Origin of the sequence: Roseomonas marmotae, assembly GCF_017654485.1 — a bacterium.
GTDB lineage: Bacteria > Pseudomonadota > Alphaproteobacteria > Acetobacterales > Acetobacteraceae > Pseudoroseomonas > Pseudoroseomonas marmotae.
This window is the reverse complement of sequence record NZ_CP061091.1, coordinates 1309728-1326873: the sequence shown is the minus strand read 5'-3', so window position 1 is coordinate 1326873 and position 17146 is coordinate 1309728. Positions and strand designations below refer to the sequence as shown.

Genomic DNA, 17146 nt, shown 5'->3' with positions numbered 1-17146 from the left:
CGCCGTGCCATGCGTCGCAACCTCGCCGCCATTCCCACTCAGGTCCTCTTCAGCGTCCGCATGTCCAGCATGCGGTGGAACAGGTATTTGTACCCCTCCACATTCTTCTGCATGCCCGTATCCAGCGCCGGCTGCCAGAGCAGGATGATGGGAACATCCTGCTTCGCCAGCGCGATCATGCGCCTGACATCGGCGTCATAGGCGGCCTCGTCGGTCTCGTAGCGGCTCCTCTCGACCAGCGTCCGGAATTCCTCGTTATGGTAGCTGCCGAAGTTCCAGCGCGTGGACCCATGATAGAAAATGCGGAAGAAGTAGTCCGGCGCGCTGAGGAAGGCGGCCGAGCTTTCGTAGAAGAAGGGCAGTTCCTTCCTCTCCAGCAGCGTGCCCATCTGCCCGCCCGGCACCTTGTCGATCGTGACCTTGATGCCGATCCTGCCCAGCGCCTCCTGCACCAGCAGGGAAACCGGTTCGGCCACCGTGGCGAGCGACAACTCGAAGCTGAAGCTGGTCTCGAAGCCATCGGGGAAGCCAGCCTCCGCCAGCAGTGCCCTGGCCCTGGCCGGGTCGGTGTCATAGCCCAGCGGCTGCGGGAAGAGCGTGCCATCCGCCCCATCCGGCCTGCCGCCGAAGAGGGGCTGGCCACGCCTGAACAGCGCCGCCTCGAACATCTGCCGGTAGGGCAGCGCATGGGCGATGGCCTGCCGCACCTTCACCTTGTCGAAGGGCGGCTTCTGGCTGTTCATGCCGATGAAGTGGAAGGCACCGGCCATGGGCGCGCCCACCACCTTCACCTGGCCTTCCTGGGCCATGGAGACGGCGTCCTGCGGCAGCAGGTCCTGCGCCACATCCGCATCGCCACGCTCCAGCGAGATGCGCCGGGACTGCGCATTGGGCACCACCTGCCACAGCACCCGGCGGAAGCCTGGCAGCGGCCCGCTCTTCCAGTCATCGAAGCGGGAGAGCATGACGCTCTGCCCGGGCTGGTGGTTCTCCAGCCGGAAGGCGCCACCGCCGGCCACATGGGTCCTCAGCCAGTCCGAGGCCCAGGGATCGGTGGGTGTGGCATGCGCCCTAGCCATCCTGGAGTTGAAGATGACGGGAAAGGTGGCGGCCAGGTTGGGCAGCGTGAAGCGGTCCGGCCGCGGGGTGGTGACGCGGATGGTATGCGCGTCGATCACCGTGAACTGGTCCGGGCTTGTCATGGAGCCTGTGGCGAACTGGGGGCGCCCGATCGGCATGCTCACCACCCGGTCCAGCGACCACTTCACATCCTCGGCTGTGACGGGGCTGCCGTCGTGGAAGGTGGCGTCGGGGCGCAGGAAGAAGGTGATGCCTGTCCCTTCCTCCGAGACCTCGAAGCGCTCGGCCAGCTCGCCCTCGATGGTGAAATAGTCGTAGTAGAGCGTGCCATCCGGCCGCGCCTTCGTGCCGAAGCGCACGAGCCGGTCATAGGCGTTCCAGTGCACCCCGATGGCATAGCGGTTCACGCCGATGCCGATGGGGTCGAAGCTGTTGGGCCCGGCCTCGGTCAGGACACGCAGGCTTTCCGCCCGGCTCTGGGCCTGGACCCGGCGCAGCGGCAAACCGGCCGCCGCCGACGTCAGGCCCATGCTCGCCGCCAGTCCCGCGAAATCGCGACGTTTCATCGCCAGTCACCCATAACCGCGACTGCCCTTCGTATATCCATGCGCGGTTTCTGCCCCACTGCTCGCGGCGCCGCTAGTCCTTTGATAACGCGAAATAAGGCATCACGCCTCGGGCAGATAACGGTCCTTCAGGCACGCCGTGCCGTTGCCGCATGGAATCTTCCGTCACTGCCGGGCCGACCGGATATCCGCCATGCCACGGCAGAGACTTCGGCCATTCCGGTGCCGGGCCGCAGAGGTGGGCCGAGGTCACGCTTTCGTTGCAATCCATGAAGAACAGGTGTTTGTCAGCTTTTCTGTCGAGAGGAACATCCATGCCCGGCTACACCGCCATCCTGGCCCGGCGCGCTTTACTGCCCGCCCTGGCCCTTTCCCTCACCGCGAGCCTGCCGGCCACCGCGCAGACCCTGCGGGTCGCGCTCTCCGCCGAGACCACCTCGGCCGATCCGCTGAACTATGCGGTCGCGCCCAACAACACCCTGCGCCAGCATATCTTCGAGCCGCTGGTGGAGCTGAACGCCGATCTGGCGGTCGAGCCCGCCTTGGCCGAATCTTGGAAGCAGGAAGGCGAGCTGGAATGGACCTTCCGGCTGCGGCAGGGCGTGCGCTTCCATAACGGCCGCCCCCTCACCGCCGCCGATGTGCTCTTCACCTACTGCCGGGCGCAGAACAACAAGGACGAGGTCGTCCAGTCCTATTCCCGCATCATCCGCCGGCTGGCGAAGGTGGAGGTGCTGGACTCCCAGCATATCCGCATCACCACCCGGGAGCCGGAGCCGCTGCTGCTGAACGACCTCAGCAACCTGCCGATCCTGCCGCAGAGCCTGATCGGCGATGCGAAGCTGGACTTCGCGGCGGGCGAGGATTGCGGCCATGCCGGCCCCTGGCCCGGTGCCGCGCAGTTCAACGACGCCAGCGCCGCCATCGGCACCGGCCCCTACAAGCTGGTCAGCTACAGCCGCAACGCGGTGACGGAGCTGGCGCGCTTCGACGACTACTGGGGCACGAAGCCAGCCTGGCAGACGGTGCGCATGACCCCCGTCACCGCCGCCGGCCCGCGCATGGCCGGGCTGCTGGCGGGGGATTACGACATCATCGAGAGCCCGGCCACCGGCGACCTGCCGCGGCTGCGGGAGAACGCGAATTTCCGCATCTCGGCCAAGCCGACGACGCGGCTGATCTTCCTCCAGCTGGACACGGGGCGCAGCCCCAGCCCCTTCGTCAATGGCGGCCAGGGCCAGAACCCGCTGCAGGACGTGCGGGTGCGGCAGGCGCTGTCGCTGGCCATCGACCGCAAGGCCATCGAGCAGCGGGTGATGGACGGGCTGGCCCTGCCTGCCGCGCAGTTCCTGCAGGAAGGCATGGCGGGCACCATCCCTGGCCTGCCGGTGCTGCCCTATGACCCCGCCAAGGCCAGGGAATTGCTGAAGCAGGCCGGCTATGCCGACGGCTTCACCTTCACCTTCCATGCCACCAACAACCGCTACATCAACGACGCGCGGCTGGCGCAGGTGCTGGCGCAGTTCTGGCAGCGCATCGGCGTGAAGGTGGAACTGGACGCCATGCCCAGCTCCGTCTTCTTCGGCCGGCGCGGCAAGCGCGAATTCAGCGTCGCCATGGGCGGCTGGGGGTCCGACGCGGCGGAGACGCTGATGTTCTTCCGCACCTGGCTGATGAGCACCGACCGCGAGAAGGGCGTCGGCACCAGCAACTACGGCGGCTGGTCCCATGCGCCCTTTGATGAACTGGCCGGGAAGGCCCTGGTCACCATGGACGGGACCGCCCGCGCCGCATTGCTGCGCCAGGCCGGACAGGTGGCACTGGAGCAGATGCCCGTGATCCCCGTGCAGTTCGAGAGCGCCGTCTGGGCCTTCCGCAAGGACATCGCCTATCCCGGCCGCGTTGACCAGACCACCATGGCGTCCGAGATCTCCCCGGCCCGGTGACGACACGCCGCGCGCCGCCGGGCTCTCCGGTGGCGCGCGGATCTCCCTTCTTCAGGATATGTCCATGAGCTTTGCCGATACCCTGGCCCAGGCCCTCGCCGCCCCGGGCCGCCAGGCCATCCCCTTCACGGATCATGAGGGCGACGCCACGCGCCCGCTGGTGCTGCATACCTATCGCCCGGCGCAGGCTACGCCGGACAGCCCGGTGGTGCTGGTGCAGCACGGCATGATGCGCAACGGCGACGACTATCGCGACTTCTGGATTCCGGCGGCCGACAAGCACGGGCTGCTGATCGTCGCCCCCAATTTCGACAACGCGAACTATCCCGGTGCCGAGGTCTATAACAACGGCCATGTGCTGGCCGCGGACAGCACGGTGCGGCCGCGCGCCGAATGGGGCTATGCGGTGCCGGAGCGCGTCTTCCACTGGCTCCGCAAGGCCGGCGTGACGCGGCGGGAGAAGGCCTATTTCTACGGCCACTCCGCCGGCGGGCAGTTCGGCCACCGCATGGCCTCCACCCAGCCTCTCGACATCTTCGAGGCCATCGCCGTCGGCAATCCCGGCTGGTACACCCTGCCGACCCTGGAAAAGACCTTCCCGGAAGGGCTGGGCGGCATCGGGCTCGGCGAGGCGGAGCTGCTGCGCCTGCTGGCCTTCCCGCTGCTGATCCTGGCGGGCGAGCAGGATATCGAGACCTCCGGCCCCAGCCTGCCGGCGCAGCCGGAGGCCGTGGCGCAGGGCCCGCACCGCTTCGCGCGCGCGAAGAACTACCTCGCCGCCGGCCAGGCCGAGGCCGCGCGGCGCGGCGTGGCCTGCAACTGGACGCTGGTGCAGGTGCCGCATATCGGCCACGACGGCGACGTCATCTCCCGCGTCGCCGCCAGCCTGTGGTTCGACAGGACCATGCCGGATGACGCGACCCTGGCCGGCTGGGCCAAGGGCCGCGGCAGCGCGCTGTAAGGCGCGCCGCTCAGCCCGCCGTCACTCGGCGGCGGGCTTCTCCAGCCCGGTGGGGTAGAGCTTGCGCGTCTCCTCGCGCTTCTGCAGCCACCAGGCATAGGGCCGCGGCAGCAGCTCATGCGGCTTCTCCATCCCCAGCGCGGCAGCGGCATGCACGGGCCAGTTGGGGTCCCACATCATCTCCCGCGCCAGGGCCACCAGGTCGCATTTGCCCTCGCGCAGATAGCCCTCGGCCTGATGCGCCTCGGTGATCAGGCCCACGGCCATGGTAGGGATGCCGGTCTCGCGCTTGATGTGGTCGGCGAAGGGCACGTGATAGCCGGGCACGCGCGGCACCACATGCAGGGTCAGCGGCCCCTCGATCCCGCCCGAGGAGCAGTCCAGCAGGTCCACGCCGCGCGCCTTCAGCTCGCCGGCCAGGATGGTGGTATCCTCCAGGCTCCAGATGCCGCCGCGCCCATCGACGCAGGAGGCGCGGAAGAAGAGCGGCTTGTCCGCCGGCCAGGCGGCGCGCACCGCCTCGATCAGCTCCAGCCCGAAGCGCATGCGGCCCTGGATGTCGCCGCCATAGCCATCCGTGCGCTTGTTGGTGATGGGCGAGAGGAACTGCTGGATGATGTAGCCATGCGCGCCATGGATCTCGCAGATGTCGAAGCCGGCATCGAGCGTGCGCTTGGCGGCATCGACATGCAGCTGGATCACGTAGCGGATGTCGTCATGGTCCATCTCCTTCGGCACCATGGCGCCTTCCTTGAAGGGGATGGGGCTCGGCGCCAGACCGGCCCAGGGCGCGCGCCCATTGGCCGCATCGGCCTCGCCCAGCGGGGCGAAGCCGTCCCAGGGGGCGCGCGTCGCGACCTTGCGGCCGGCATGGCCCAGCTGCATCGCCGCCGCCGCGCCCTGGCCACGGATGAAATCCGTCACCCGGCGCCAGGCTTTTACTTGTGCATCGTTGTAGATGCCTGGGCAATCATAGGTCTTGCGGGACCGCTCGCTGACCGAGGTCTCCTCGCAGAAGACCACGCCGGCGCCGCCCATGGCGAATTTGCCGAGATGGACGAGATGCCAGTCGGTCGGCGCCCCATCCACCGAGGAATACTGCGACATGGGCGAGACCACGACGCGGTTGCGCAGCGTCAGCCCGCGCAGCGTCAGTGGCGTGAAGAGCATCGGGTCGCTCATGGTGGTGTCTCCGGCGGAAAGGGTCAGAGGGCGGCGAGGCGGCGCAGGATGCCGGCCCGCAGCGCGTCGAGGTGACGGCCCATGGCGGCGCGGGCGGCCTCGGCATCGCCATCCGCCAGTGCATCCAGGATGGCGAGGTAGTCGGCGCAGGCCCGGCGCGGATCTTCCGGCGCAGGGGGCGTGGCGAAGAGCAGCATGCGCCGCCGCAGATCCTCCAGCATGCGCGCCAGGGTGGCATTGCCGGCGGCGCCGAGGATGGCGCGGTGCAGGTCGAGGTCGATGCCCAGCCGCTCTCCGTCGGGGCGCCCGCTGGCCGCGAGCAGCGCGGCGATGCGCGCGCGGAACTGGCCGATCGCTTCGCGTGGCAGCTTGCCGGCGGCGGCGGCCGCGGCCTCCCCCTCCAGCAGCCGGCGCAGGTGCAGCACCTCCAGGAACTCCTCCACCCCGATGCGCCGCACGAAGAGCAGCCCGCCGGGCTGCCGGGTCAGGAGCCCCTCCCCCTCCAGCCGCCGCAGCGCCTCCCGCACCGGGGTGCGGGAGATGCCGAGCTCGGCGGCGAGGTTGCGTTCGGAGAGCGCGGCATCCAGCGGCAGCCGGTGCGTCAGCAGCATCTCATGCAGGCTGGCATAGGCGGAATCGGCCATGTTGACGCGGGCTGGCGCGGCGAGATCGGCCCCGGTCGCGGTCTGCATCGCCTCGTCTCCCGCGCCATTGGCAAGGTGGTATAACGGCATTATACCAGCACCTGCCCGAGAGCAACCGGCCCGGGACGCGTGAGCGCGAGAGGCCGGACCGAAGGCACCGCCACGCCCACGGTCCAACGCCTCCACCGGCCCGCTGACTGCCCCGTGCTACCGGAAGGTCCGCGTTCTGCCGGCGCCGCAGCAGGGAATCCCCGCCATGTTCATCCCGACCCGCCGCGCCCTTCTGGGTGCCAGCCTGGCCGGCCTCGCCGCGCCCCGGCTCGCGCGTGCCTCCGGCTATCCGGACCGTCCCGTCACGCTGGTGGTGCCCTTCGGCCCCGGCGGCGGCAACGACGTGACGGCGCGCACCCTCGGCCAGTTCCTGGAACGCGAGCTGGGCCAGTCCTTCGTGGTGCAGAACCGCCCCGGCGCCGGCGGCGAGATCGGCATCAACGCGGTCGCCGATGCCAAGCCCGACGGCTATACCTTCGGCATCCTGAACACGCCGGGCCTGGTGACCATTCCCATCGAGCGCAAGCCGCGCTGGTCGCTGGACAGCTTCACCTTCGTCGCCGGGCTGGTGGACGACCCCGGCGTCATCGCCGTGCATCCGGACAGCGGCATCAGGACGGTGGCGGACCTGGTCGCCGCCGCAAAGAAGGAGGAAGGCTTCACCATCGCGGCGCAGGGCCTGGGCTCCACCAGCTTCCTCTCCGTCCGGCTGCTGGAGCAGGTGGCGGGCGTGCGGCTGGAGCCGGTGATCTATCCCTCCCTGCCGCAGGGCGTGATCGCGCTGGGCCAGAAGGAAGTGCGTGGCGCCGCCGCCAATCTGGGCGAGGGCCAGACCATGTCCGAGGGCAAGCCCTGGCAGGTGGTGGGCGTGATGGCGGAGGAGCGCTCCTCCGTCGCGCCGCAGGTCCCGACCTTCCGGGAACAGGGCTATGACGTCACCATCGGCAGTCTGCGCGGCTTCGTCGGCCCCAAGGGCGTCCCGCCGGAGATCACCGCGCGCCTCGGCGCCGCCATCGAAAAGGTCTTCGCAGACCCCGAATACATCGCCCTGGCGCAGCGCACCCAGCAGCCGCTGCGGCTGTTGCGGCAGGAGGCCTATGACCGCCACCTGCAGGAGTCGGACAGGAAGTTCCGCGCCCTCTGGGCGGTGAAGCCCTGGGTCTGACCCGGGCGGCACCGCCGTTCTCCTGAAGCCCCGCTCCAACCTCCGGGACCGCCACGGCGTTCCAAGGCCATGACCCTGCGCGCCGGGCTTACCCCGCCGGGCCGCGCGTACCACGGAGCGAGCAGCGACATGCGCCAGGAGATCGAGACCGACCTTCCCTCGCAGGGGCAGCCCGTCAGCTGGGCTGTCTCCGGCAATGGCATGATCCATACCACCCAGCGGCCGGTGAGGGAGGATGGACGCATCCTGGAGGACGACATCACCGAGCAGACGGCGCGCAGCCTCGCCAATCTGCGCCGCACGCTGGAACAGGCGGGCGCGGGGCTGGAGGATGTGCTGCAGGTGCAGATCTTCCTGACCGACCGCGCCGACGTGAAGGCGGTGGATGCGGTCTATGCGCGCCATTTCAGCGCGCCCTATCCCAGCCGCTCCATCGTCATCGTCGCCGGGCTGACGGAGCCGGGCATGCGGATCGAGCTGACGGCGGTGGCCGCCCTGCCGGCGCGGGGCCGCTAGCCCGGCCGCACCGGCAGGCCCAGCAGCAGGTAGGACAGCGTCTTGCCATGGCCGTCCAGGTTCAGCGCGCCATTGACGCCGCCTTGCAGCACATCCTCGATGACGAAGTTGAAGGCGCCGAGGTTCGGCAGGTCATAGCGCCGCACCGCCGTCGCGCCCCGATGCGCGAAGAGCGAGAGCACCCGAGCCTCCGTCACCTCCGTGGCCAGCAGCGGCCAATCCTCGGCACGATAGGCGATCAGCGAGAGGTTCAGGCGGTTGCCCTTGTCGCCGGCGCGGGCATGGGCCAGCCGGTGCAGCGGGACGGTGCTCATGCGCCTTCCTCCAGCGAGAGCAGCGTGACGCGGGGAGACAGCCTCTCCCGCGGCACCAGGAAGGACAAGGTGCGGATGCGGTCGGTCACGCGGCCGCGCACGCCGCCACCGCCGGCCGGGCCGCAGCAATAGAGCGACAGCACCTCCCGCGAGGCGCGCTCGGCCGCCGCCCGGCTCTCGCTGGCGAAGGCCAGGCGCAGACGCAGGTCGGCGGGCGCGGCATCGCTCGCCTCCCACAGCGCGCCCGCATCGCCATCGAAGACGCTGACGACGCCAATCAGGTCCAGCCGCGCCTGCCCCTCCAGCCCCAGCAGCCTCAGCCGTTCCAGCAGGGTGCGGCCGGCGAGTTCCGCACGCGCGCGGGCATGCGGGCCGGCATAGGAAATCTCCCCCTCCCCCAGCCAGCCGCCGGGCAGGCTGACGGTGGCCTTCAGCCGCTCCGGCCTCTGCCGCCCCCGCGCGCCGGACAGGCGCACGCGGTCCGGGCCTTCCTGCGCGATGGCCACGCCCGTGACATCCAGCACCACATCCGGCGTGAGGTAGGCGGCGGGGTCGTGCAGTTCGTAGAGCAGCTGCTCCGTCACCGTCCGCCGGTCCACGCAGCCGCCGCTGCCCTCGGGCTTGGTGATCAGCACGCCGCCATCGGCATCAATCTCGGCGATGGGAAAGCCGAGCGTGGCCATGCCCGGCACATCCTTCAGGCCGGGATCAGCGAAATAGCCGCCCGTCACCTGGGATCCGCATTCCAGCAGATGCCCGGCCATGGTGCCGGCGGCCAGCCGGTCCCAGTCATCCTCGGCCCAGCCGAAATGCGCGAGCATCGGCCCCAGCGCCAGCGCGGGGTCGGAGCAGCGGCCGGTGATGACCACCTGCGCCCCCTGCCGCAGCGCCTCGGCGATCGGCGCGGCGCCCAGATAGACATTGGCGGCGATCACCCGCTCCGGCTCCAGCACCGCGCCGGCATCGCCTTCCCAGGGGTCGAGATCGGCCAGGGCATCGCTGCCGCGGATATCGTCGCCCTCCACCACACCGACGCGCAGCCCCGGCAGGCCCATCTCCCGCGCCATGCCCAGCACCGCCGCCGCCGCGCCGCGCGGATTGGCGGCGCCGCCATTGGTGACGATGGGAATGCCATGTGCCAGGCAGCGCGCCAGGATGGGGCGCAGCAGATCCAGCAGCGCGGGCTCGTAGCCCGCGTCCGGCCGGTGCAGGCGCTCCCGCTGCGCCAGCGCCAGGGTGCGCTCGCCCAGCACTTCCAGCATCAGCGCGGCGGGGCCGCCGGCCGCCACCAGCGCATCCACCACCGGCCCCGGCGCATCGAGCCGGTCGCCGGAAAAGCCCGAGCCGCAGCCGATCCGCAGCAGGGCACGAGGGTCGGAACCAAGGGCCATGGCTGGTCCGGCGCTCCCGTCAATCCGCCCGCGCGCCGGAGGTCCGCACGACCTCCCGCCACTTGGCGATATCCTGCTCCAGCCAGGGGCGGAACTCGTCCGGCGCCATGGCCACCGGCAGCAGGCCCTGGTCCTCCAGCTTCCCCTTCATCTCCGGCGCGAAGAGCGCCTCGCGCAGCGCAGCATGGATGCGGTCCCGCCGCTCCACCGGCAGCTTCGCGGGAGCGAACAGCCCGTGCCAGGCGGAGACATCGAAATCCTCGATGCCCTGCTCGATGGCGGTGGGTACATCCGGCACCATCTCCAGCCGCTTGGCGGAGGTGGTGGCCAGGGCCTTCAGCTTGCCGTCGCGCACGAAGGGCAGCACGGCCGTCACCTGGTAGATCGTCATCGGCACCTGGCCGGAGATGACATCCGTCACCGCCTGGGCGCCGCTGCGATAGGGCACATGCACCAGCGGCGCACCGGTCTTCATCTTCATCAACTCCCCCGCCAGATGGCTGGAGGTGCCATTGCCGGCCGAGGCGTAGCTGACGCCGCCGCGCTGCTTCTTCGCCCATTCGATGAATTCCGGCAGCGTCCTCGCGGGCACGGAGGAGGAAACCACCAGCAGGTTCGGCGCCTCCGTCACCAGGGAAATGGCGGTGAAGTCGCGCAGCACGTCATAGGGTATGGAGGGCATCAGCGAGACATTCACGGAATGCGAGGCGATGCTGCCCATGCAGAGCGTGTAGCCATCCGGCTCCGCCTTCGCCACGACGTCGCTGCCGACGATGCCGCCCGCGCCCGCGCGGTTCTCCACCACGATCGGCTGACCCAGCAGTTCCGACATGCGGGGCGTGGCGAGGCGCGTGACGATATCGGTGCTGGTACCGGCGCCGAAGGGCACGATCATGCGGATCGGCCGCGCCGGCCACTTCTCCTGCCCGAAGGCGGGCGGCGCCAGCGTGGCGGCGATGGCGCCGCCCAGAAGGGCGCGGCGCGAGGGCATGATGCGTGGCATGGCTGTCTCCTGAACCCGTTCGTTCCGGGCCTTCACGACCCCGTTTCTGGGCATGGAGCGGCGGATTGGCTCATTGCGCAATTGATAAGTTTCAGGGCCAGCCATAAACCGGATTTATGAGCATTTCCCTGCGCCAGCTCCGGGCCCTGGTGATGGCGGTGGACAGCGGCAGCTTTGGCCGCGCTGCTACCCGGCTGCACGTGACTCAGCCCGCCCTGACCGTGCAGATCCGCGGGCTGGAGGAGAGGCTGGGCATCACGCTCTTCGACCGCTCGGCGCGTGGCGTGCGTCCGACGGAGGCGGGGCTGGCCCTGGCCCGCTCCTTCGCCCGCATCCTGGAGGAGCTGGACGGAACCGTGGCGGGGGCGCGGGACCTGGCGGCGCGGCGCTCCGGCACGGTGCATCTGGCGGTCCTGCCCTCGGTGGCCGCCACGCTGCTGCCGCAGGCGCTGGCGCGGCTGCGGCAGGCGCATCCGGGCATCCGCGTGCTGGTGCGGGATTCCCTGGCCCACCGGGTGGCCGAGCAGGTGAAGGCCGGCGCGACGGAACTGGGCATCGGCACCCTGCCCGGCCCGGATGCCGAGCTGGACGGCGAGCCGCTGTTCGAGGACGAACTGGTGGCGGTGCTGCCGCCCGGCCATGCGCTGACGGCGGCCATGCGGGTCACCCCCGCCATCCTGGCGGAGGAGCCGCTGATCCTGACCGACCCCGGCAGCAGCCTGCGCGTGCTGGCCGAGCGCGCCTTCGCCGAGGCCGGGCTGGTGCTGCGCCCGGCCTATGAGGCGACCTATATGAGCACCGCCGTGGCGCTTGTGCGGGCAGGGCTCGGCATCGGCGTGCTGCCCGCCACGGCGCTGGACCTGCGCCTGGCGCCTGTGCTGGAGACGCGGCCCATCGCGGCACCGGCCATGCGCCGCCGCATCCTGCTGCTGCGCCGGCACGGCAGCAGCCTCTCCCCCGCGGCCGATGCCCTGGCGGAAGCCCTGCGCGCCACCATCGCCGCGCCACGACTTGGCAGTCCGGGCACCCCCTCCATATGAGGGAAATGATCCGCCCCCCGCACCACGCCCCCGCCGCCCCGCCCCCGCATGGGAGCCGCGTGGCGTGAGGCGGCCGCGCACGGCGGTCATCGGCTCCGGCTTCGGCGGGCTGGCACTGGCCATCCGGCTGCAATCCGCCGGCCATGACGTCACCCTGCTGGAGAAGCGCGACCAGCCCGGCGGCCGCGCCTATGTCTACCGGCAGGACGGCTTCACATTCGATGGCGGCCCCACCGTCATCACCGATCCCGGCTGCCTGGAGGAGCTGTTCGCCCTCTCCGGCCGGCGCATGTCGGACTTCGTGGAGATGCTGCCGGTCAGCCCCTTCTACCAGCTCTGCTGGGAGGATGGCTTCCGCTTCGACTACGTGAACGACCAGCAGGCACTGGACGCGCAGATCGCCGCGAAATCGCCCGGGGATGTCGAGGGCTATCGCCGTTTCCTGCGATATTCCGAGGAACTTCTGCAGGAAGGCTATATCCGCCTGGGCGCCAGGCCTTTCCTGGATTTCGGCAGCATGGTGCGGGTGGCGCCGCAGCTCATCCGCCTGCGCGCCGACCGCAGCGTCTATGGCATGGTCTCCCGCTTCATCCGGGACGAGCATCTGCGCCAGGCCTTTTCCTTCCAGTCCCTGCTGGTGGGCGGGGATCCTTTCTCCACCTCCTCCATCTACGCGCTGATCCATGCGCTGGAGCGTCGCTGGGGCGTCTGGTTCCCGCGCGGCGGCACCGGCGCGTTGATCCAGGCGCTGGTGAAGCTGTTCGAGAGCCTGGGCGGCACCCTGCGCTGCGGCGCGGAGGTGGTGCGGATCGAGACGCAGGGCGAGCGCGCCAGCGGCATCCGCTGCGGCGACGGCTGGCATGGCGAGTTCGACAATGTCGCCAGCAACGCCGACGTGATGCACAGCTACGCCCGGTTGCTGCAAGGCAGGCCGCGTGGCGAGGCGGTGGCGCGCAAGCTGGCCCGCAAACGCTATTCCATGTCGCTGTTCGTGATCTATTTCGGGCTGCGGGGGGAGCGGCGCGACCTGCGGCACCACATGGTGCTTTTCGGCGCCCGCTACCGCGAACTGATCCGCGAGATCTTCCGCGGCACCGCGCTGCCCGAGGATTTCTCCCTCTACCTGCACGCGCCCAGCGTGACGGACCCCTCCCTCGCGCCGCCGGGGCACAGCGCCTATTACGTGCTGTCTCCCGTGCCGCATCTGGGCAATGCGCCCATCGACTGGTCGGTGGAAGGGCCGCGCTACCGCGACCGCATCCTGGATTACCTGGAACAGCGCTACATGCCCGGCCTGCGGCGCGACCTCGTCACCAGCCGCATCCTCACCCCCGCCGATTTCCGTGACGATATGAACAGCCATCACGGCTCCGCCTTCTCGCTGGAACCGGTGCTGACGCAAAGCGCCTTCTTCCGCACGCACAACCGGGACGACGTGATCCGCAACCTCTATTTCGTCGGCGCGGGCACGCATCCCGGCGCGGGCGTGCCGGGGGTTGTGGCCTCCGCCAAGGCGACGGCGGAACTGATGCTGACGGGCGAGCCATGACCGATGCCGTGGTCCGCGGCGGCGAGACCGCCATCCGCCAGGGCTCCAAGAGCTTCTCCGCCGCGTCGCGCCTCTTCGGCCGGTCGATGCGGGAGGATGCCTGGATGCTCTATGCCTGGTGCCGGCACTGCGACGATGTGGTGGATGGGCAGGTCGCCGGCTTCGCCGCTCCCGGCGCGCCACAGGCATCGCCGCAGGAACGGCTGGAACTGCTGTTCGACCAGACGCGCCGCGCGCTTTCCGGCGCGCCGGTGCAGAACCCCGTCTTCACCGGCTTCGCCCGCGTCGCCGCGCGGCACCGCATCCCGCAGCGCTATCCGCTGGAGCTGTTGCAGGGCTTCGCCATGGATGTGGAGGGTGCGCGTTACCGCAGCCTGGATGACACGCTGCGCTACAGCTACCACGTGGCGGGCGTCGTCGGCATCATGATGGCACTGGTGATGGGCGTGCCGCCGGAGGACGGGAAAACCCTCGACCGCGCCTGCGATCTCGGCCTCGGCTTCCAGCTGACCAATATCGCGCGGGATGTGCTGGACGATGCCGCCATCGGCCGCGTCTATCTGCCTGAGGACTGGCTGGCCGAGGCCGGAATCCCGCCCGGGCAGGTCGCCGCCCCCGCGCATCGTGCCGCGCTGGCGGGAGTGGTGGCGCGGCTGCTGGATGCGGCGGAGCCCTATTATGCCTCGGCCGGCATCGGGCTGGCGGCCCTGCCGCGCCGCGCCGCCTGGGCGGTGGCCACGGCGCGCGGCGTCTATCGGGAAATCGGCATCCGGCTGCGCGCGCAGGGGGCGGCGGGCTGGGACCGGCGCGTGGTGGTGCCGGGGCACCGCAAGCTCTGGCACATCGGCGCGGGCGGGATGGCGGCGGTCACGGCCGCTCGCGCGGAAGCTCCACGTCCACCGGAACTGTGGAGGCGTCCCTGATATCGCCGGGCGCCTTGCCATGCTGCTGCCGCAGCTGTTCCCTCAGCACCCGCACCGGCGGCGCGTACAGGAAGCCGAAGGAGACGGCGCCTTGCTTCCCCTCCACCGCATGGTGCAGCCGGTGGGCCTGGTAGAGCCGTTGCAGGTAGCCGCGCCGGGGCACCCAGCGGAAAGGCCAGCGCCGGTGCACCAGCCCGTCATGCACGACGGCGTAGAGCAGGCCATAGACAGCCATGCCCGTGCCGATCCAGAACAGCAGGTGGTGCTCAGGGTCCAGCCACATCAGCGCGAGGGAAATGCCGACGAAGACCAGGGCATAGAGGTCGTTCTTTTCCCACCAGCCCTCATGCTCCTCATGATGGGAGCGATGCCAGCCCCAGCCCGGACCATGCATGACGTAGCGATGCGCAAGATAGGCGGTCAGCTCCATGCCCAGCACGGTCGCCAGGATGATGCCCAGGGGCCACAGCAGCGCGATGGCGGTGAAATCCTCGGCCAAGCGGGCCTCCTTCTGCAAAGCCGGCGCGGTCTCCTGCCATATAGGGGCGCGTGATGCCGCCTTCCATCATTCTCGCCACCTTCGAGGGTGGCGGCCATGTCACCCCCGCCGCGCAGCTCGCCCGACGGCTGCAGGCGGATGGCGCCGATATCCGCTTCGTGAGCGACGAGGCCAGCCGCGCGGCGGCCACGGGCCTGCGCTTCCTGCCCTGGCGGCGGGCGCCGAACCGGCAGCCGGGCGCCGAGGCGGCGGCGCCGCTGCGGGACTATCTGCGCGCGCTCTGGCCCCCCGCCCTGGTGCACGACCTCTGCCAGGAAGTGATCTGCACCCCCGCCCTCGCCTATGCCGAGGACCTGCTGGCCATGCTGCGGGAGGAGCCGGCGGACCTCATCGTCACCAATGAGCTGCTGCTGGGCGCCATGCTGGCGGGGGAGCGCGCGGGCGTGCCCGTCGCCTCCTTCAGCGCCAATATCTGGCCCTATCCCACGCGGCCGGACCTGCCGCCCTTCGGCCCCGGCTTTCGTCCCGGCAGCAGGGAGTGGCAGGCGCGGCGGGACGCCTTCGCCCGCGACTGGACCTTCCGCCTCTATGATGCCGGCCTGCCGGCGCTGAATGCCGCCCGTGCCGCGCTGGGCCTGCCGCCCCTAGCGCATGTGCTGGACCAGCTTCGCGTGTTGCGGCTCTCCCTGCTGGCCACGGCCCAGGCCTTCGATTTCGGCATTCCGGCGGTGCCGGAACCCTTCGCCTATGCCGGCCCCCTGCTGGAACGCCCGCCCTGGGCCGGCGACTGGCGGCCCGGGGAGCCCGGCCTGCCGCATGTGCTGATTTCCGCCAGCACCACCTTCATGGGCCAGACCGGCCTGCTGCGCCGCTCCGTCTCGGCACTGCGTGGGCTGCCCCTGCGCGGCGTGCTGACCCTGGGCCCGGCGGTCGACCCCGCCAGCCTGCCCGCCAGCCCGCAGGTGGAGCTGCTGCGGGGCGCCGACCACGACGCCATCCTCCCGCATTGTGCCGCCGCCATCGTGCAGGGCGGGCACGGCTCCGTCATCCGGCCGCTGCTGCACGGGGTGCCGCTGCTCTGCCTGCCGCTGGGGCGGGACAATGCCGACAATGCCGCGCGGGTGGCCCATGCCGGGGCCGGCATCGCCCTCTCCGGCCGCGCGCCAGCCTGGCGCATCCGCCGGGCGCTGCAACGCCTGCTGCGGGAGGCGGGATTCGCGCGGAATGCCCGGCGCCTGGGACAGGCCATCGCGCGGGAGGCCGATGGCGGTGCCGCGGCCTCAGCCCGGCTGCTGGCCCTGGCCGGACAGGGCTGAACCGGCGGGCAAGGGCAGCGCCAGTACAATCTCATCCAGCAGGGCTTCCAGCATGCAGCCGGGACGGTGCGGCCAGACCAGTTCCCGCCGCGCCAGCCGCAGATGCTCCTGCACCCGCAGTTGGGCGCCCTCCAGCCCGAAGAGCGAGACGAGGTTCGGCTTGCCCCCGTCCTGGCGGACATCCTTGCCCACCGCCTCCACCGTGGCGGTGGCGTCCAGCACATCGTCCAGGGTCTGGAAGGCCAGCCCCAGATGGCGGCCGAAGCGGCGCAGCGCCGCGACCTCTTCCTCCGGCGCGTTGCTGAGCAGGGAACCGGCTTCCAGCGCGACGGCGAAGAGCACGCCGGTCTTCTGATGGTGCAGCATCTCCAGCGCCGCCGCATCGGCCTCGACGGTATCGGGATGCAGGTCGCATTCCTGGCCGCCCACCAGCCCCCGGCTGCCCACCGCCTGAACCAGCAGCCGGACCAGCCGCAGGCACAGCGCTTCCGGCACGTCCGGCAGGGTGGCCATCACGCCATAGGCCTGGTTCAGCAGCCCGATGGCGGAGAGGATGGCGGTGTCCTCGCCAAAGGCGCGATGGGTCGCGGGCCTGCCGCGCCGCAGAGTGGCATTGTCCATGCAGGGCAGGTCGTCCAGCACCAGCGACGCCGTATGCACCATTTCCACGGCGCAGCCGGCATCCAGCGCGGCGGCCTCGTCCCCGCCGCAGCGGTGGGCGGCGAGCAGGGTCAGCATCGGCCGCAGCCGCTTGCCAGGCCCGATCAGCGCATGGTGCATCGCCCCATGGAGACGGCGGGGCGCTTCCTCCTCCCCTGGCAGCAACACCTGAAGCCGGGCCGCGATCAAGGCGCGCAGGGGCGCGAAACCAGCGGTGATCCCGGGCTGCCGGGCAGTGGAAGCAATGCTCACGTGGCGTCCCGCATGTCGCTGGTCCTCTTGGCCGGGCCTCCCCAGAGACTTGGCGCTGGTTCAGGAATTGGTAAGGTCCGGTCACACG

General features: G+C 70.5%; 16 protein-coding genes. 8 read left to right on the top strand and 8 right to left on the bottom strand.

Annotated features, from left to right (window positions below; genetic code table 11):
* Window positions 1–38: 38 nt before the first annotated feature.
* On the bottom strand, window positions 39–1646 hold the full coding sequence (locus tag IAI58_RS06290) for an ABC transporter substrate-binding protein (RefSeq protein ID WP_237182159.1): 1608 nt from the start codon (window positions 1644–1646) through the stop codon (window positions 39–41).
* Window positions 1647–1960: 314 nt separating this feature from the next.
* Between IAI58_RS06290 and IAI58_RS06285 the strand changes: the two genes are divergently transcribed.
* Together IAI58_RS06285 and IAI58_RS06280 are read left to right on the top strand one after the other, a co-directional pair.
* The gene (locus IAI58_RS06285) at window positions 1961–3592 is read left to right on the top strand and encodes an ABC transporter substrate-binding protein (RefSeq protein WP_207445078.1); all 1632 of its coding nucleotides are present in this window, start codon (window positions 1961–1963) and stop codon (window positions 3590–3592) included.
* Window positions 3593–3656: 64 nt separating this feature from the next.
* Complete coding sequence (locus tag IAI58_RS06280) at window positions 3657–4553, top strand: alpha/beta hydrolase family protein (protein ID WP_207445079.1); 897 nt, start codon at window positions 3657–3659, stop codon at window positions 4551–4553.
* Window positions 4554–4574: 21 nt separating this feature from the next.
* Here the strand turns inward: IAI58_RS06280 and IAI58_RS06275 are convergent, their stop codons facing one another.
* Entirely contained in the window at window positions 4575–5735 is a 1161-nt protein-coding gene (locus tag IAI58_RS06275; protein WP_207445080.1) for an NADH:flavin oxidoreductase/NADH oxidase, read from the bottom strand.
* 23 nt (window positions 5736–5758) lie between these two features.
* Window positions 5759–6427: a GntR family transcriptional regulator gene (locus IAI58_RS06270; protein ID WP_207445081.1), complete on the bottom strand. Its 669-nt coding sequence runs from the start codon at window positions 6425–6427 to the stop codon at window positions 5759–5761.
* A gap of 208 nt (window positions 6428–6635) precedes the next feature.
* Here IAI58_RS06270 and IAI58_RS06265 point away from each other — a divergent pair, with 208 nt between their 5' ends.
* Window positions 6636–7595, top strand: a complete 960-nt coding sequence (locus tag IAI58_RS06265; protein ID WP_207445082.1) for a Bug family tripartite tricarboxylate transporter substrate binding protein — start codon at window positions 6636–6638, stop codon at window positions 7593–7595.
* A gap of 129 nt (window positions 7596–7724) precedes the next feature.
* Entirely contained in the window at window positions 7725–8111 is a 387-nt protein-coding gene (locus IAI58_RS06260) for a RidA family protein (RefSeq protein ID WP_207445083.1), read from the top strand.
* Here IAI58_RS06260 and IAI58_RS06255 read toward each other — a convergent pair.
* From IAI58_RS06255 to IAI58_RS06245, 3 genes are read right to left on the bottom strand one after another with little or no spacing between them, the layout of a single operon-like run.
* The gene (locus tag IAI58_RS06255; protein ID WP_207445084.1) at window positions 8108–8425 is read right to left on the bottom strand and encodes an AtuA-related protein; all 318 of its coding nucleotides are present in this window, start codon (window positions 8423–8425) and stop codon (window positions 8108–8110) included. The genes IAI58_RS06260 and IAI58_RS06255 overlap by 4 nt on opposite strands.
* On the bottom strand, window positions 8422–9816 hold the full coding sequence (locus IAI58_RS06250) for an acyclic terpene utilization AtuA family protein (protein WP_207445085.1): 1395 nt from the start codon (window positions 9814–9816) through the stop codon (window positions 8422–8424). Before IAI58_RS06250 ends, IAI58_RS06255 begins: the two co-directional genes overlap by 4 nt.
* A gap of 19 nt (window positions 9817–9835) precedes the next feature.
* On the bottom strand, window positions 9836–10819 hold the full coding sequence (locus tag IAI58_RS06245; RefSeq protein WP_237182160.1) for a Bug family tripartite tricarboxylate transporter substrate binding protein: 984 nt from the start codon (window positions 10817–10819) through the stop codon (window positions 9836–9838).
* Between the two features lie 116 nt (window positions 10820–10935).
* On the opposite strand from IAI58_RS06245, the gene IAI58_RS06240 reads away from it, so the two are divergent.
* The 3 genes from IAI58_RS06240 to IAI58_RS06230 all read left to right on the top strand — a co-directional run bounded on the left by IAI58_RS06240 (window position 10936) and on the right by IAI58_RS06230 (window position 14331).
* Window positions 10936–11859: a LysR family transcriptional regulator gene (locus tag IAI58_RS06240; protein ID WP_207445086.1), complete on the top strand. Its 924-nt coding sequence runs from the start codon at window positions 10936–10938 to the stop codon at window positions 11857–11859.
* Window positions 11860–11923: 64 nt separating this feature from the next.
* Window positions 11924–13408, top strand: a complete 1485-nt coding sequence (locus IAI58_RS06235; protein WP_237182920.1) for a phytoene desaturase — start codon at window positions 11924–11926, stop codon at window positions 13406–13408.
* Complete coding sequence (locus IAI58_RS06230) at window positions 13405–14331, top strand: phytoene/squalene synthase family protein (RefSeq protein WP_207445088.1); 927 nt, start codon at window positions 13405–13407, stop codon at window positions 14329–14331. Before IAI58_RS06235 ends, IAI58_RS06230 begins: the two co-directional genes overlap by 4 nt.
* Here IAI58_RS06230 and IAI58_RS06225 read toward each other — a convergent pair.
* Window positions 14276–14830: a sterol desaturase family protein gene (locus tag IAI58_RS06225; protein ID WP_207445089.1), complete on the bottom strand. Its 555-nt coding sequence runs from the start codon at window positions 14828–14830 to the stop codon at window positions 14276–14278. The two genes, IAI58_RS06230 and IAI58_RS06225, sit on opposite strands and share 56 nt — an antisense overlap.
* A gap of 53 nt (window positions 14831–14883) precedes the next feature.
* Between IAI58_RS06225 and IAI58_RS06220 the strand changes: the two genes are divergently transcribed.
* Window positions 14884–16146, top strand: coding sequence for a glycosyltransferase (locus IAI58_RS06220; protein ID WP_207445090.1), 1263 nt, complete (start codon window positions 14884–14886; stop codon window positions 16144–16146).
* On the opposite strand, the gene IAI58_RS06215 is transcribed toward IAI58_RS06220, so the two are convergent.
* Complete coding sequence (locus IAI58_RS06215; protein WP_207445091.1) at window positions 16111–17058, bottom strand: polyprenyl synthetase family protein; 948 nt, start codon at window positions 17056–17058, stop codon at window positions 16111–16113. The two genes, IAI58_RS06220 and IAI58_RS06215, sit on opposite strands and share 36 nt — an antisense overlap.
* Window positions 17059–17146 lie beyond the last annotated feature (88 nt).

Coding starts and splice junctions, on each gene's coding strand:
- IAI58_RS06290 (WP_237182159.1), bottom strand. CDS start 1,646: ATGAAACGTCGCGATTTCGCGGGACTGGCGGCGAGCATGGGCCTGACG.
- IAI58_RS06285 (WP_207445078.1), top strand. CDS start 1,961: ATGCCCGGCTACACCGCCATCCTGGCCCGGCGCGCTTTACTGCCCGCC.
- IAI58_RS06280 (WP_207445079.1), top strand. CDS start 3,657: ATGAGCTTTGCCGATACCCTGGCCCAGGCCCTCGCCGCCCCGGGCCGC.
- IAI58_RS06275 (WP_207445080.1), bottom strand. CDS start 5,735: ATGAGCGACCCGATGCTCTTCACGCCACTGACGCTGCGCGGGCTGACG.
- IAI58_RS06270 (WP_207445081.1), bottom strand. CDS start 6,427: ATGCAGACCGCGACCGGGGCCGATCTCGCCGCGCCAGCCCGCGTCAAC.
- IAI58_RS06265 (WP_207445082.1), top strand. CDS start 6,636: ATGTTCATCCCGACCCGCCGCGCCCTTCTGGGTGCCAGCCTGGCCGGC.
- IAI58_RS06260 (WP_207445083.1), top strand. CDS start 7,725: ATGCGCCAGGAGATCGAGACCGACCTTCCCTCGCAGGGGCAGCCCGTC.
- IAI58_RS06255 (WP_207445084.1), bottom strand. CDS start 8,425: ATGAGCACCGTCCCGCTGCACCGGCTGGCCCATGCCCGCGCCGGCGAC.
- IAI58_RS06250 (WP_207445085.1), bottom strand. CDS start 9,816: ATGGCCCTTGGTTCCGACCCTCGTGCCCTGCTGCGGATCGGCTGCGGC.
- IAI58_RS06245 (WP_237182160.1), bottom strand. CDS start 10,819: ATGCCACGCATCATGCCCTCGCGCCGCGCCCTTCTGGGCGGCGCCATC.
- IAI58_RS06240 (WP_207445086.1), top strand. CDS start 10,936: ATGAGCATTTCCCTGCGCCAGCTCCGGGCCCTGGTGATGGCGGTGGAC.
- IAI58_RS06230 (WP_207445088.1), top strand. CDS start 13,405: ATGACCGATGCCGTGGTCCGCGGCGGCGAGACCGCCATCCGCCAGGGC.
- IAI58_RS06220 (WP_207445090.1), top strand. CDS start 14,884: ATGCCGCCTTCCATCATTCTCGCCACCTTCGAGGGTGGCGGCCATGTC.